The following is a 14,240-nucleotide window of genomic DNA, read 5'->3' as shown; positions in this document are numbered from 1 at the left end:
ACAGCGGCGCCACCTGGACCAACGACATCAGCCACGGTGACCTGGTCCGCAACAACCCCGACCAGACCATGACCATCGACCCCTGCAACCTGCAGCTCCTCTACCAGGGCAAGTCCCCCACCGCGACCGGCCCCTACGACCAACTGCCGTGGCGCCCGGGTCTCCTCACCCTGCGGCGCTGACCCGCCGCCAAGTCACGGCCACACCACCGCGAGCCGTGAGAGCCGACCGCTGGTCGGAGCGTACGGTTCCTGAGCCTCGCCACTTCGCCATCGGAAGTGGCGAGGCCCCGCGCGTCCTCCGCCCGCACCGGCCGGCAGCGCCGAGGCACGTCCGGTCGGCGACGGCTACGCGACCGGCACGTTCGTCCTGCTGAACGCGGTCGGTTCGCCGCTGGACGAGCGGTCGTTCGCGGCGATCGTCCGCGCGGGCCGCCAGTACGGCGTGCCGGTCGAGGAAGTCGAGCCCTCCGAGGTGCCGGCTGTGCAGTCGCTGGACAACGAGCGGCCGCTGCGCGCTCTCCACCTGCCCGACGAGGCGTTCCTGGACGCCCGCGGTTGGCTTGAGTCCCTGGACGCCGCGCTCGACTCGCTGCCGAACGTGACCCGCGTCCCCGCCGCCCCGCTGCGGTCGAGTGGCGCCGGCTACCTCCTGCGGACGCACCACGGGCACGTCAGCGCGCCCAACGTCGTGCTGGCTGCGGGAGCATGGACCGGTCCGCTGATCGAGGCACTGGACCCGGACCTGGCCCTCATGCCGGTCGCCACCGCGGAAGGCACCGCCATCAGCGTCACCGCCCCGGCCCCGCTCCCCGCCGTGCTCCGCACCCCGAACCGGGCGTACGCGTGCGGGCTGCACGCCGTGCCCCAGGCCGACGGCAGCTGGTACCTCGGGGCCGGCGCCGCCCCGGCGCTCGTCCCCGGCGACACCCCGCACCTGGGCGGGGTGCGCTTCCTGCTCGACGCCGCCCTCGGCCAGCTCCACCACGGCCTGGCCACCGCCCGGCTGCAGCGCCTGTACCACGGCAACCGGCCGATCGGCCTGGACGGCCACCCACGGCTCGGGTCCACCAGCCGCCCCGGCCTGTGGGTGGCGACCGGCACCCACCGGGACGGCCTGCACGCCTCGCCCCTGCTCGCCCAGGAACTCGCCGGAGAGATCGTGGCACGGCCTTGCCGGCCTGCTGAGTGGTGGGCCGCTCGGCCACGCAGAGGATGTTGCCCTCGCTGGTTCGACCCCCGACGCCGGTGCCCGGCCCGCTCGCGGTGAGCGGGCCGGGCACCGGCGGGTCGACCGGACGTCGACCGGCACCAGCCGGTCACCGGCCGGCCGTCAGCCGATCAGTCGTCCGTCTCGTCGTAGCGGCCGTGGCCGAGGTGACGCAGGTCGAAGGACCAGATGCCGCGGCCGAAGGTGGCGGCGTAGAGCTTGCCGTCCGGGCCGATCTTGAGCTGCTGCACCGCGGTGGTGGGCAGGTTGCGGCCGAGGACCCGCCAGTCGGTGGTGCCCGGCGCGCGGTAGAAGGCGGCGAGGTCGGAGCCGAGGGCCACACCGCCGTTCGGCAGGATCTTCACCGAGGTGGCCGGGACGTCGGGCAGGTTGGCCGAGATGTCGGTCCAGGTGGTGCCGCCGTCGTGGGTCTCGAAGAGGTGGCCGACGCCCGCGCCGGGGCCCTCGGTCCAGGTGCGCGAGAAGCCGTTGAAGGCGACGAGGACGTGCTGGGCGTCCTTCTCGTCCACGGCGAAGGAGGAGATGTAGCGGTTCGGCAGGGTTGCGTCGACCGGCAGGTCGAGCTGGTGCCAGCCGGTGCCGTCGGTCTTGCCCACCGCGATGCCGCGGCTGAAGCCGACGTTGTTGCACGGGCCGCACCAGCCCGCGTACACCGTGCCGTCGACCGTCGCGACCGCGGTGGCGACGTGGCCGGTACCGAGGTCGTAGGCCGAGGTCCACTCGTTGCCGCTGCGGATCGCGTAGCCCTTGTGCTGTACCCAGACGTGCCGGCCGCCGGCGATCCAGGTGTTGCCGTCCTTCGGGTCGCTGGTGATCGGCGCGATGAAGCGTGCGGCGCTGGTGTTCTTGTCCGGCGGGGCGACCTCGTAGGAGGTGGCCTTGCTCGGGTCCTTCGTCCAGCTGCCGTCGTTGACGGCGCAGTTCTGGGTGACCCACATGTCGAGGTAGACGTACTCCTCGGCGATGTTGCAGCCGTTGGCCGGGTCGACGAGGGTGTCGGCGCCGTCGCCGCCGAAGTTGGAGCCCATCACCTTGTCGTGGGCGCGCAGGATCGACTGACCGTTGTCCTGGAGGCCGCCGCTGACGATCACACCCCGGCCCGAGCGGTCCGCCGGGTCCTTGCCGACGCCGACCGAGTAGTACTGCAGGGTGTCGATGGTGCCGTCGTTGAGCGGCGTCCAGTCCTTGGCGTGGCCGTACGCGTCCAACTGCCCGTTGGCCGGGCGGCGGTAGATGCCGCCGTCGTTGCCGACGTAGACGTTGACCTTGCCCTGGTAGCTGCCGAAGGCGACGGCGTGCTGGTCGGAGTGGGTGGTCGGCGAGCAGTCGCCGGTCTGCTTGGCCGGGTCGATGCTCCAGCACGGGAAGCCGTTGTTCCAGTACGGCCCGACGGTGGCCCACTTGGCGCCGCCGTCGGTGGTCTCGAAGACCTCCTCGAGACCCGCGTAGACGTGGTCCGGGTTGGCCGGGTCGACCTGGAGGAACTGGTTGTACCAGGCCTGGATGCCCGGCTGGTAGCCGTCGTCCTGCAGCGCGGAGCCGGAGCCCTTCAGCTTGTCCTTGTCCGCGACCAGCGTCCACGAACCGGACGGGGAGCCGGACTTGGAGACGTAGATGCCCTTGAGGCCGGTGTCCGGGTCGCTGGCCATGACCGCCGGGGACTGGTCGATCGCGTAGTAGCGCGAGCCGTCCGCCGAGCGCGCGAAGGTCACGTTGCCGACGTTCGCCGCGTCCGTCGGCAGGTCGCCGAGCGAGCCGACGCGCTGCCAGGTGCCGTCCGCGGCCTTGCTGTAGAAGCCGTTGTAGGTGTCGCCGCCGCGCCAGCCCACCGCGAGGACCACCTTGTTCGGGTCCTTGGGGTCGATCGCGATGTCGTTGGCGATGTTCTTGTACGGCGCGGCCGGGTCCCCGGCCTTCGAACCACCCGGCAGGTACTCCGGGTTGGGCGCGAACTCGAGCGTCCACGGGCCCGACAGCGTGGTGGTCGAGTGGCTCCAGACCCCCCGGCTGGTGGCCGCCCACACCTTGCCGCCGGCGAAGCGCAGCGCGTGGATGATGGTCGACTCCAGCTCGGCGCCGCCGACCCGGTTGCCCGGCTGGAACTCACCGTGCTTGGGGTCGGCGAGCACGTACACGCCGGTGCCGACGTACGAGGTCGCGCCGGTGTTGGACTCGCCGGTGGCGTACCAGAGCCGGCCGCCGTCGTCGAGGTTCAGCGTGCCGGTGGACAGCGTGGGCAGCTTGTCGGCGATCGGCTCCCAGTTGCCGCCGCCGGTGCGGGAGCGGAACACGCCGCCGTTGGCACCGCCCGCGTAGACGTAGCCGTCCTTGTCGGCCGCGAGGCCGGTGGTCCGGCCCGTCACCAGACCGGATCCGCCGCTGGAGTTGGAGTTGACGTCGCGGTAGCGCGGGTCGTCGGAGTTGTACGGCTTGTCCGTGACGTGGTCCCAGCTGCCGCCGGTGTGCGGCATGGACTGCAGTTGGGCCCAGGCCGCGCCGTAGGCCCCCGGCGCGACCACGCCGGGGGCGGTGCGGGCCTCGGTGTACTGCGCGGTGCCCTCGGCGGAGTTCTCCGCCTCGTCACCGCCGTCCCCGGCCTCGGTCTCGGCCCGCGGGCTGAGGCTCGGGGCCGCGGTCGTGGCGCCGGTGGCGCTCCGCACCTTCTGGGCGTGCGCCTTCCCGATGTCCGCCTGGTGCCGGACCTGCCACGGTTGCGGCTCCCGGGGTGCGGGCGGCGCGGCGAGCGCCTGGGTGGTGGTCAGTCCGAGCGCGGTGAGCGTGACGGCGCTCAGCAGCAGCCGTCGTCGTTGCCTGGTGGGCACGGTTGTGGTCCTCCCCTGCGGCCGGTCGCGCGGTCGCGCGACTCGGCGGAAACAGGGGGACAGCCTGCTGGTCCGATCCGGCCAGGGGAAGGGCCGTACGGTAAGAAGGCGGTAAGTTCCTTACCGATTGGAACAGTTGGCATTCACCGAATACGGAGGGCACACCGGACGGACCTCCCGGGCGGCGGGACCCTGGGCGGCGGGACGCCCCACCGCGAGCGCGTCGGCTGATATCGTCCGATCACCGCCCGCCCCGTCACCGCCCGCCCGGTCACCGCCCGCGCACTCGCCGCCGGGCCGCGCGCACCGAGGCGACCGGGTCGAAGGAGCCGGGGCGGTCCCGGGTCAGCGGGTAGCAGGCGAATCCGATCAGTGCCGCGCTGAGGTGGCCGACGCTGGTGTAGTCCCGGCTCTGCTGGACGCCCAGGCCGTAGACGACCAGCACCCCGGCCGCGTACAGGTACCGCCAGGGCCGCACGATCAGGTAGGTGAGCACCGCGACCACGCCGGCGAGCGCGTAGCTCACGCCGTAGTCGAGGGTGTAGACGGCCTTCGGCGAGGCGAGCCCGCGGTGGATCGCCCAGCCGAGCACGCCCTCGCTGAGGTAGGTCGCGCCGACGTGCGCGAGCATCGCCACCGAGATCCAGCGCAGCGTGCCGAGCCACCGCTCGGCGGGCACGTGGAAGAGGTTGTAGAGCAGGAAGTAGGACAGCCACCCGCCGCCCGCGATCCACAGGGCGCTGGTCACCAGGACGCGGACCGGCGAGGTCTGCAGGTGGTGCAGGTTGGTCGAGCGCCGCTCCAGGATGCGGTCGGCGGTCAACGGATCGACGTGCCGGATCACCTGCGTGGTGACGAGCAGGATCGCCAGCCAGACGTAGGTGCCCGGGGCGCGCCGGACGTAGGCCCACACCGCGCGGGCGGCTCGCGCCCACCAGGGCCGCCGGTGCGCCTCGGAGTTCCTGGCGGTGCTGCCGGCCATCGACTGCCTCCTCGACACTCCTCCCCTCGACACTCCCTCGCCCTCCCCTCACCGCTCCCCCTCACCACTTCCCCCACCCTCGCCCCGGCCCGCCGCCACCCGCCGCCGTGGCGGCCCGTACGGGTGATCCGGCCCCTGCCTCCCGGCGGCGCCACCCGCCAACCGCCCGAGGGCGGCATCCGGCGGCCACGCTCCACTGACGTACGCTGGCGCTCTGACCCTCCCGGCCACGACCTCCTCGGCCACGCACCGGGCGTGCCGGTACCGGGAACAGCAGACAAGGGCGCCAGGCACGATGAGCGATCGCCTCGCAACGAGGGCACCGACCGACACCGAGGCCTCCCGGCAGCCCGCGCTGAGAGCGGCCGCCCGGCTGCGGCTCACCACGGCGTACGTCCTGCTGCTGACCGTCACCGCTTCCTGGCTCGCCAGCCAGGGCCACGCCGAGCGGGCCAGGTTCGTCCGGCACAACAGCAGCAACGTGCACCACATGGAAGTCGGTAAATGGTGGACGATGTTCACCAGCGGCCTGGTGGTGGACGGCGTACCGGCCTGGGCGGGCATCGCGGCGGTCGCCGTGGTGCTGGGCCTGGCCGAGTGGCGTTGGGGCCCGGCCCGGGCCGCCGCCGTCTTCGCCTTCGGGCACCTGGGTGCCACTCTGCTCACCGAGGGGGCCATGTGGGTGATGCTGACCGCCCACATCCCCGGCGCGCTCTCCCGGGCCCGGGACGTGGGCATCAGCTACGGGCTGGTCGCCACCGGCGCCTGTCTGCTCGCCCTGGGTCCGGTCCCGCTGCGCCGCTACGGTCTTCCGGCGCTGGCCCTGGCCCTGGCCACCGCCTGGGCGCTGGACCAGCAACTGGCCGACGCCGGGCACCTGGTCGCGCTGGGCCTCGGCGTACTCGCCTCCCGGACGGCCTGGCTGCGCGCCCGGGCGGCGCCCGTACCGCGCTGACGCCGCACCAGCGGGGACGGGCCGGACTCCCCCGGGAGTCCGGCCCGTCGCGGTTCCCACGGTCTTCCCGCCGTCTCCCACCGTTCTTCCGCCGTTCTTCCGTGCTCCGCCCGGATCTTGCCCACCGCACCCGGCACCGGGCCGACGGCCGTCCAGCGAGCCACCAACCACGCCGCAGCGCAGGTGAGTTGAGCGGACCGGCGGTCGACGGAGGGCGGCTCCGCAAGCAGTCACCCGCATCGACTCGATCGTATGCTCTTGCGTTGCTCTGCAAATCTATGCCACAGTTCGGGCATCGGATCGAATACGCCGAATCCCGTCACATATCGCTGAATCAGGGTCCCGCTCGCGCGGGTCTAAGGGTGCATCCATGTCGAAGGTCTTGAGCAAGCTGCCGGTCGGTGAACGGATCGGCATCGCATTCTCCGGTGGGTTGGACACCTCCGTCGCCGTCGCGTGGATGCGCGAGCACGGTGCGTTCCCCTACGCCTACACGGCCGACATCGGCCAGTACGACGAGCCGAACCTCGCCGACGTCCCCGCCCGGGGCCGCGCGTACGGCGCCGAGCAGGCCCGGCTGGTCGACTGCCGGGCCGCGCTGGTCGAGGAGGGCCTGGCCGCCCTCGCCTGCGGCGCCTTCCACATCCGCTCCGCCGGGCAGACGTACTTCAACACCACCCCGCTCGGCCGCGCGGTGACCGGCACCCTGCTGGTCCGCGCCATGCAGGAGGACGAAGTCTCCATCTGGGGCGACGGCTCCACCTACAAGGGCAACGACATCGAGCGGTTCTACCGCTACGGCCTGCTCGCCAACCCCAACCTGCGGATCTACAAGCCGTGGCTGGACCAGGCGTTCGTCGACCAGCTCGGCGGCCGCAAGGAGATGTCCGAGTGGCTCGCCGAGCGTGACCTGCCGTACCGGGACTCCGCCGAGAAGGCCTACTCCACGGACGCCAACATCTGGGGCGCCACCCACGAGGCCAAGCGGCTGGAGTACCTGGACGCCTCGATGGAGATCGTCAGCCCGATCATGGGCGTGGCCTTCTGGGACCCGGCGGTCGAGATCCGGACCGAGGACATCACCGTCGAGTTCGAGTTCGGCCGCCCGGTGCGGATCAACGGCCAGGAGTTCGCCAACGCCGTCGACCTGGTCCACGAGGCCAACAGCATCGGCGGGCGCCACGGCCTCGGCATGTCGGACCAGATCGAGAACCGGATCATCGAGGCCAAGAGCCGCGGCATCTACGAGGCCCCCGGCATGGCGCTGCTGCACATCGCCTACGAGCGGCTGCTCAACGCCATCCACAACGAGGACACCCTCGCCACCTACCACACCCAGGGCCGCCGCCTCGGCCGGCTGCTCTACGAGGGCCGGTGGTTCGACCCTCAGGCGCTGATGCTCCGGGACAGCATGCAGCGCTGGATCGGCCACCCGGTCACCGGCAGCGTCACGCTGCGGCTGCGGCGGGGCCAGGACTACTCGGTCATCGACACCCAGGGCTCCAACTTCAGCTACCACCCCGAGAAGCTGTCCATGGAGCGCAGCGTCGACGCCGCGTTCGTCCCGGACGACCGCATCGGCCAGCTGACCATGCGCAACCTCGACATCGCGGACTCGCGCAGCAAGCTGGAGCAGTACGCGGTGCACGGCCAGCTGGCGCCGTGGAGCGGCCTGATCGGCGAGCTCGCCCCGGGCGGGGCCGCCCCCATCGCCGCGGGCACCGGCGACGCGGAGGAGTCCACCGCGCTCGACCACGCGGCGATCGAGTCCGGCACCGACTGACGGGCCCGGCACCGACCGAAGATCGCACAGCGACAACGCATCGCATCGCACCGACCGACGGATCCGGTGCGACCACGGAGGCCGCCGCACCACACCGGTGCGGCGGCCTCCGCCGTTCACTCCGACGGCCGCACCGGCCGTGCACGCCGGGCACCGCCGTAGCTGAATGGCGAACGTGCGCCCGGCGACGGGAAGGCAGGACCCGCAATGGGTGAAGCGGTCGGTTCGATGCTGGCCTCGGCGGTGGCGGTCGCGCTCAGCCCGCTGCCGCTGATCACCGTGATCCTCATCCTGGTCACCCCGCGCGGCCGGACGAAGGGCCTCGCCTTCACGGCCGGCTGGGTGCTCGGCCTCGCCGTGCCGGTCGCCGTCACCCTGGCGGTCGGCAGCGCGCTGAACCGGGTTCAGACCACCCCTACCTGGTCGTCCTGGCTGAAGCTCGCCCTCGGCGCGCTGCTCCTGCTGTCGGCCGCGCGGCAGTGGCACGACCGGCCTCGCGCGGGCCACGTCACGGCGCCGCCCGCCTGGCTGCAGGGGATCGACCGCTTCTCGCCCGCCAGGTCCGCCGGCCTCGCCCTCGCACTCGTCGCGCGCAGCCCGAGGACCCTGCTCCCGGCCGTCGGCGGCGCCGCCTCGATCGCCGCCACCGCGACCGGCACCGGCGCCGAGGCCGTGGCCGCGGCACTGCTGGTGTCGATCGGCTCGCTCTGCACGCTCCTGCCGCTCGCGGTCCACCCGCGGGACGGAGCCCGGACCCTCGGCGAGTGGCGGGCCTGGACGGCCACCCACCAGGCCGCCGTCCTGACCACGGTCCCGGCCGTGCTCGGAGCCGAGTACCTGGGCGACGCGGTCTCCGGGCTCACGTGAGCCAGACCCCGTCTCCGAGGGCACGCGGTCCACGGCCGCGCGCCGGTCGGCCCGCGCCCCTCACCGGATCCGCACCACCCCCCGCCCCCGTACCGCCCGGACGCCCAGCCTTGCGGGGTCCGTCCTCGGGTGCGCCGCCACCGCCTCCCGCAGCGTCAGCAGGATCTCCCCGTCGTAGCGCTCCGCCAGGACCCGCGCCAGCTCGGCCGGACCGCCCGGCCGCACGTCCGGCGCCAGTTCCGGCAGCCGGCCCGGGGCGCTGAGGTCCTGGGCCTGGGCCGCCCAGCGCGCCGCGTCCCGCCGCTCGCCCTCGGCGGTGTAGTGCACGGCCAGGCAGTGCACGGCCAGCTGGTCCCCGTACTGGGCGGCGATCCGCCACCAGAAGACGCCGTCCGGCGCGCGGCCCATCCCGTACAGCAGGCAGCCGAGGGTGCGGAAGGCGGTCTTCTCGGCGAGTTCGAGGTCCAGGGCCAGTTCCGCGGGCTTCACGGCACCCGCCACGCCCGCGCACAGGTGCCGCAGGTCCCGGCGGAGTTCGGCCCGGCGCCCGGCCCACGGGGACTGTCCCGCCCCCGTGCCCGCGCCTGCACCCGGCGCCCCGCCCGAACCCGAACCAGGACTCCAAGCCGGTCCCCAACCCGGCCCGGGACCCGGTCCCGAACCAGGTCCCGGGCCTGCTCCCGGGCCCAGCCCCACCCCCGGGCTCGACCCCGACGCCGGAGCGTGCGGCGGTCGGGCGCCGGCCGGCGGACGGGCGGGGCGTTCGCGCACGGCGGGGGCGGGCCGACGGGCGGCGGCGAGCCGCTCGGCCAGCCGCCGGGTGAAGGCCACCGGGTCGTGGTCGTCGAACTCCCGCTCCAGCTCGGCGGAGTGCGCACGCAGCAGGTCCCCGACCCTCACGTCTCCGCCTCGTCGTCGTCCGGGTGCTCCAGCAGGTACTCCAGGTGGCGCCGCCCCAGGCTGTAGTAGGTGCGGGCGGTGGTGTGCGCGATGCCGAGCGACCGGCCGATGTCGGGGTACGACAGGCCTGCCTGGCGCAGTCGGACCACATCGGCCTGGACCGGCGCGGCCCGCGCGAGCTCGTCCATCGCCCAGTCGAGGGCGTCCAGTTCGGCGAGTTCGTCCAGCTCGTCCTGGCTGTTGTCGGGGCTGCGCTGGGCGATCACCCGCAGTCGTTTGCGTTCGGTGCGTCGGCGGTCGCGCATGACGTCCACCACCGCGTCCTTCACGACCTTGAAGGCGAAGGCCTGTGGATCGGCGCTGGCCAGGGCCCGGCGCCAGTTCTTGTAGAGCGTGGCGCCGGCGTTCTGGACCGCGTCCTGGGCGTCCTCGCGGTGCCGCAGGCGCTGCTGGGCGTAGCGGAGGTAGCCCGAGTTCTCGCGGGTGAAGAAGGCCTCGAAGTCGTTCGGCAGGTCGCCGAGCGGGTCCGCCCGAAGGCCCCGCTCCTCGCCCGGCCCGGGACTGTTCATGCACGCCCCCTCTCGTGGGTCAGCTGGCCGGCCCACCGGGTGGCACGCCGACGGCCCCTTGGGGGCTCGTGGTGTAACCGTCCGGGAGGCGCGGGATGTCGACCGGATCGGGCGGACAATTGGTGAACGTTTCCGTTCACTTTTGAACAGCACGACTGACCTGCCGATTCGGGCCCTTCAGCCCCGCCGGAACACCGGCTATGTGACCCAGATCACATCGGGCGGGGCGTCGGCTTGACAAGCCCCATGGCGCCGATGCGGCGACACCGACCCCCGACGCCACCCGACAACGCCACCCCGCGTCACCACCCTCGCGTCGCCACCCCCGTCGGCAGCCTCGCGCGCTGCCCGGCCCTACGGCGCCGGCTCCACCGCCGCCGAGTCCAGCGCGGCGGTCACCCGCTCCAGCAGCCCCCGCAGCGCCGCCAGATCCTCGACCGGCAGCCCGGTCGCGGTGAGCAGACGGCGCGGGACCTGCCCGGCCCGCTCGCGCAGCGCCGACCCCTCGGGCGTGAGCGCGACGGTGACCGACCGCTCGTCCTGCGGGCTGCGCTCGCGGCGCACCAGTCCGGCTGCCTCCAGCCGCTTGAGCAGCGGGGAGAGCGTGCCGGAGTCGAGCCGCAGGCGCTCGCCGATCCGCTTGACGGGCAGCTCGCCGTCCTCCCAGAGCACCAGCATGACCAGGTACTGCGGGTAGGTCAGCCCGAGGTCCCGGAGCAGCACCCGGTAGGTGCCGCCGAAGGCCCGCGAGGCCGCGTTGAGCGAGAAGCAGATCTGCTGGTCGAGGCGGAGCAGTTCCTCGTCCGCCATGCCGGGAAGCGTGGTCATGGGTCCATGGTACCGATCACACTCGCGCCATTGAGTTGTGCGCAATTGAATTGCGTGCTCTACTTATCTCACGGCAGGGCACCGGACAGGCCGCCAGAACAACGGCGACGCCCCCGGGCCCACCCATCCGAGCAACGTGAAGCACCACGAAGGGGACCGACCATGGACGCGCTCTACACCGCCGCCGCCACCGCCAACGGCCGGGAGGGCCGCGCCGTCAGCTCCGACGGCCGACTGGACCTCCCGCTGGCGATGCCGGCGGCGCTCGGCGGCAACGGCGAGGGCACCAACCCCGAGCAGCTGTTCGCGGCCGGCTACGCCGCCTGCTTCGCGAGCGCCCTCGGCCTGGTCGGCCGGCAGTCCCGGGTGGACACCAGCGAGGTCTCGGTGACCGCCGAGGTGTCCATCGGCAAGGACGGCGCCGGCTTCGGCCTCGCCGTCGTGCTGCGCGTCGAGCTGCCCGACTCCCTCGCGGGCGAGACCGGCGAGCTGCTGGTCAAGCAGGCGCACGAGGTCTGCCCGTACTCCCGCGCCACCCGGGGCAACATCCCGGTCGAGCTGGTCGTCGAGTAGTCGGGCAACTGCGCGGGTCCGCCGGTCGCGATACCGCGCGGAAGCCTTCGCAGGCACACCGGGCCCGCCGCACAGCACGTGCGGCGGGCCCGCCCCTGCGCCCTGCGCGATGCCGCCCACACCGACACGCGCCGGCTCAGCCTCCTCCCGGCCCGTTCGCCGAGCGCAGCGTCTCCAGTCTGTGCCGGTACTCCTCCGCGTCGATCTCGCCCCGCGCGAACCGCTCCGCGAGCATCTGCTCCGGGGTCGGCCCCGACGCCCAGCCGCGCGAGCCGCCCGGCCCATGACCGCCGGGGCCCGGTGCCGCCGGACCGGGCGGGATCGGCTGCCGCGAGCGCGAGACGTACCGGAACAGGGCGACGGCGAGGACCACGATCAACGCCAGGACCAGCAACGTCCCGATCACCATCATCCCGACGCCCCAGCCACCCATGCCGTGGCCGTGCCCGAACCCATGCCAGTGCCTCATCAGGACCTCCTCCTCCGGCCCCGTCGGGGCCCGCCGAGGTGATCAGCGCCTTACCACCATCGTGCGCCCGGCACCGGTGAAAGTGCCGTGAAGAAAGCCTGAAAAAACGTTCCGGCGCCCTGGCACGCACCCACGGGGGTAGCGTGCCGCTCGTGAACCGGCACCCGCCCACGACCCGCCATCCACCCGACGACGGCCGCTCCCCCGAGCAGCTCGTCGCCGCCGGCGTGCTGCGGCGCCACACCGACCCCAGCCCCCACCCGAGGCTCGGCCACTCCCCGATCACCTACGTCGCCACCGCGCTCTGGGCCGAACTCGCCGCCCTCGCCATCGCGCCGTCCGCCGCCGAGGCCACCGCCACCGCCCTGCTGCGCGAACTCGCGGACCAGGCCGTGGACGCGGCCCTCGCCCCGGGCAACGAGCACGCCCCGCGCGACGACCTGTACGTGACCGACCCCGCCCACATCGGCCGGAACCGCCGCGCGGTCTGGTTCCACCGCTTCGGCCCGCACGGCCCGATCACCGCCGCCTTCGCGCCGTGAACAGCAAGCCGTACGCGCCGTGAACAGCAAGCCGCACACGCCGCGAACCACAGGCCGAAGGGTCCGTCCGTCTCAGCGCTCGACCTGCAAGCTGTGGCAGACCCAGCTGAGCCGGTCCGGCCCGTCGATCGGCGGCCGGTCGTGGTACGTCCCGTCCGCCACGGACAGGTTGACGATCAGGTAGGCGTGCCAGTTGGACCCCACCCCGTGCAGGTCCGCGTAGACCAGCTCGTCCTCGACGTACCAGTCCACCGAGTGTGCGCCGAGCACCACCCGCAGGCCGAAGGTCGCCCCGGGGCCGATCCCGACACCGCCGCCGTGCCAGTACCGGAAACCGCCCCGGACGTGGTTGGAGATCTCCAGCAGGTCCGGGTTGTCGGGGTGGTACTCGAAGACGTCCACCTCGTTGCCGCCGTCCCGCCAGGTCCAGATCGCCGGCCACGCGCCCAATTCGACGGGCAGCGTCACACGCGCGGACAGCACGTCCCCGGTGCGGACCTGGAAACCGTCCGGACTGCCCTCGGTGGTCAGCAGGTTGCAGCTCCACAGCCCGCCGCTGTGCCGCCGGGTGGCGGTGAACAGTCCGCCGGGGCAGTACCCGCGGACGAGGTAGTCGAGCTTGTGGTCGCTCCGATTGGTCGGCCCCATCCGGGGATAGGCGCTGCTGCGCCCGGTGATCCACTGCCTGGTCGAAGTGAAGTCCGCGTCGAACACGACTGTCACGGCCGCCTCCCCGGTGCACCGATGTCCCGGCAGTCATCAGCCGGGCACACAGGGTGAGTTACCCGATACGCTCCGCTGTATGCGAAGTGGACCGCCCGGGTCCGAGCCGGCACCCACAGCCGACGGAGCCGACAGGCCGGAACCGAGGGCCGGAAGCCGGTAGCCGGAAGCCGGATCAGCCGACCGTCGCCGCGCCCCCGGCACCGAGCCGGTCGGTCACCGAGACCACGCCGTCCACCGAGCGGCACAGGTTGAGCACGATCGGCACCAGGTGCGGTTCGGGCACGGTGCCGCTGAGCACCACCCGGCCCTGGTTGACCTCCACCCCGATCTCCGCCGGGCTGACCCCGTCGATCCGGCCGAGTACCTCCTCGACGATCTCCCGCCGGATCACCATGTCCTCGCGCAGGAACACCCGCAGCAGGTCCCCGCGGCTGACCATGGCGATGACCCGCCCCTCCTCGTCCAGCACCGGCAGCCGCTTCAGTCCGTGCCGGCTCATCATGCGGGCCGCCGCGACCACGCTGGTGCCGGGGGTGGTGCAGACCGGTTGGGTCGTCATCAGGTCGGCGGCGGTGACCTCGCCGCCCGGGCCCGCTTGCACCGACTCGGGCGCCGGCAGCAGGCTGCCCGGGTCCTCCTGCGCGGCCAGGGTGCGCAGCAGGTCGGCCTCCGAGACCACGCCGAGCGGCCGCCCCTCCGGGTCCGTCACCGGCACCCCGGTGATGTCGTACTCGCTCAGCAGCGTCACGATCTCCCGGAACCCGGTCTCGGGGGAGACCAGGACCACGGGGCTGGTCATCACGGATTCGACAGTGGCATGCCGCACGCCGGTTCACCTCGTCCAACAGTGCTGGTCCGACCGGGCGCGGATCGTCCCGGCCGGTTACCGGCAGCATGGCGCGCGGCCGCGCGGATCGCCAGGGGCCAAGGGGCCGAACGGGTGGGACCTTGGGCCCCGGCCCGCTCCTGGTACACGGCCCCGACCGGAGCTCCG

General features: G+C 73.1%; 15 protein-coding genes. 7 read left to right on the top strand and 8 right to left on the bottom strand.

Annotation, left to right across the window (positions count from 1 at the left end; all coding sequences use genetic code 11):
• Positions 1 to 182: non-reducing end alpha-L-arabinofuranosidase family hydrolase (locus ACZ51D_RS36745; RefSeq protein WP_465664702.1), on the top strand; the 182-nt coding region annotated here is incomplete at its 5' end.
• Between the two features lie 187 nt (positions 183 to 369).
• On the top strand, positions 370 to 1,269 hold the full coding sequence (locus tag ACZ51D_RS36740; RefSeq protein WP_465664705.1) for an NAD(P)/FAD-dependent oxidoreductase: 900 nt from the start codon (positions 370 to 372) through the stop codon (positions 1,267 to 1,269).
• Between the two features lie 71 nt (positions 1,270 to 1,340).
• On the opposite strand, the gene ACZ51D_RS36735 is transcribed toward ACZ51D_RS36740, so the two are convergent.
• Together ACZ51D_RS36735 and ACZ51D_RS36730 are read right to left on the bottom strand one after the other, a co-directional pair.
• Positions 1,341 to 4,052, bottom strand: coding sequence for a ligand-binding sensor domain-containing protein (locus ACZ51D_RS36735; RefSeq protein ID WP_465618259.1), 2,712 nt, complete (start codon positions 4,050 to 4,052; stop codon positions 1,341 to 1,343).
• 271 nt (positions 4,053 to 4,323) lie between these two features.
• Entirely contained in the window at positions 4,324 to 5,034 is a 711-nt protein-coding gene (locus ACZ51D_RS36730) for a rhomboid-like protein (protein WP_465618257.1), read from the bottom strand.
• Between the two features lie 295 nt (positions 5,035 to 5,329).
• Between ACZ51D_RS36730 and ACZ51D_RS36725 the strand changes: the two genes are divergently transcribed.
• The 3 genes from ACZ51D_RS36725 to ACZ51D_RS36715 all read left to right on the top strand — a co-directional run bounded on the left by ACZ51D_RS36725 (position 5,330) and on the right by ACZ51D_RS36715 (position 8,639).
• On the top strand, positions 5,330 to 5,989 hold the full coding sequence (locus tag ACZ51D_RS36725) for a rhomboid-like protein (protein ID WP_465664701.1): 660 nt from the start codon (positions 5,330 to 5,332) through the stop codon (positions 5,987 to 5,989).
• Between the two features lie 370 nt (positions 5,990 to 6,359).
• Positions 6,360 to 7,772, top strand: a complete 1,413-nt coding sequence (argG, locus tag ACZ51D_RS36720) for an argininosuccinate synthase (protein ID WP_360504483.1) — start codon at positions 6,360 to 6,362, stop codon at positions 7,770 to 7,772.
• A gap of 207 nt (positions 7,773 to 7,979) precedes the next feature.
• Entirely contained in the window at positions 7,980 to 8,639 is a 660-nt protein-coding gene (locus ACZ51D_RS36715) for a GAP family protein (protein ID WP_465664700.1), read from the top strand.
• Between the two features lie 60 nt (positions 8,640 to 8,699).
• Here ACZ51D_RS36715 and ACZ51D_RS36710 read toward each other — a convergent pair whose 3' ends face one another.
• From ACZ51D_RS36710 to ACZ51D_RS36700, 3 genes are all read right to left on the bottom strand, one after another.
• Entirely contained in the window at positions 8,700 to 9,128 is a 429-nt protein-coding gene (locus ACZ51D_RS36710) for a hypothetical protein (protein WP_465618249.1), read from the bottom strand.
• A gap of 407 nt (positions 9,129 to 9,535) precedes the next feature.
• Positions 9,536 to 10,108 carry an RNA polymerase sigma factor gene (locus tag ACZ51D_RS36705; RefSeq protein ID WP_360504489.1) on the bottom strand — a complete coding sequence of 191 codons (573 nt, stop codon included), beginning with the start codon at positions 10,106 to 10,108 and terminating at the stop codon, positions 9,536 to 9,538.
• Positions 10,109 to 10,462: 354 nt separating this feature from the next.
• Positions 10,463 to 10,936 carry a MarR family winged helix-turn-helix transcriptional regulator gene (locus ACZ51D_RS36700; protein ID WP_360504491.1) on the bottom strand — a complete coding sequence of 158 codons (474 nt, stop codon included), beginning with the start codon at positions 10,934 to 10,936 and terminating at the stop codon, positions 10,463 to 10,465.
• 162 nt (positions 10,937 to 11,098) lie between these two features.
• Here ACZ51D_RS36700 and ACZ51D_RS36695 point away from each other — a divergent pair, with 162 nt between their 5' ends.
• Entirely contained in the window at positions 11,099 to 11,509 is a 411-nt protein-coding gene (locus ACZ51D_RS36695) for an organic hydroperoxide resistance protein (RefSeq protein ID WP_360504493.1), read from the top strand.
• A gap of 136 nt (positions 11,510 to 11,645) precedes the next feature.
• On the opposite strand, the gene ACZ51D_RS36690 is transcribed toward ACZ51D_RS36695, so the two are convergent.
• A complete protein-coding gene (locus tag ACZ51D_RS36690) occupies positions 11,646 to 11,978 on the bottom strand; it encodes an SHOCT domain-containing protein (RefSeq protein WP_360504495.1) in 333 nt (110 codons plus the stop codon).
• A gap of 152 nt (positions 11,979 to 12,130) precedes the next feature.
• Here ACZ51D_RS36690 and ACZ51D_RS36685 point away from each other — a divergent pair, with 152 nt between their 5' ends.
• Complete coding sequence (locus ACZ51D_RS36685) at positions 12,131 to 12,520, top strand: hypothetical protein (protein WP_465618245.1); 390 nt, start codon at positions 12,131 to 12,133, stop codon at positions 12,518 to 12,520.
• Positions 12,521 to 12,592: 72 nt separating this feature from the next.
• Here the strand turns inward: ACZ51D_RS36685 and ACZ51D_RS36680 are convergent, their stop codons facing one another.
• Together ACZ51D_RS36680 and ACZ51D_RS36675 are read right to left on the bottom strand one after the other, a co-directional pair.
• A complete protein-coding gene (locus tag ACZ51D_RS36680) occupies positions 12,593 to 13,243 on the bottom strand; it encodes a LamG domain-containing protein (protein ID WP_465618243.1) in 651 nt (216 codons plus the stop codon).
• Between the two features lie 175 nt (positions 13,244 to 13,418).
• Positions 13,419 to 14,045, bottom strand: a complete 627-nt coding sequence (locus ACZ51D_RS36675) for a CBS domain-containing protein (RefSeq protein ID WP_465618241.1) — start codon at positions 14,043 to 14,045, stop codon at positions 13,419 to 13,421.
• Between the last annotated feature and the right edge of the window lie 195 nt (positions 14,046 to 14,240).

The sequence above is a fragment of the Kitasatospora sp. NPDC033851 genome (assembly GCF_055576085.1).
Note: the sequence above shows the minus strand (reverse complement) of the source record. Positions and strands in the feature narration are given on the sequence as shown.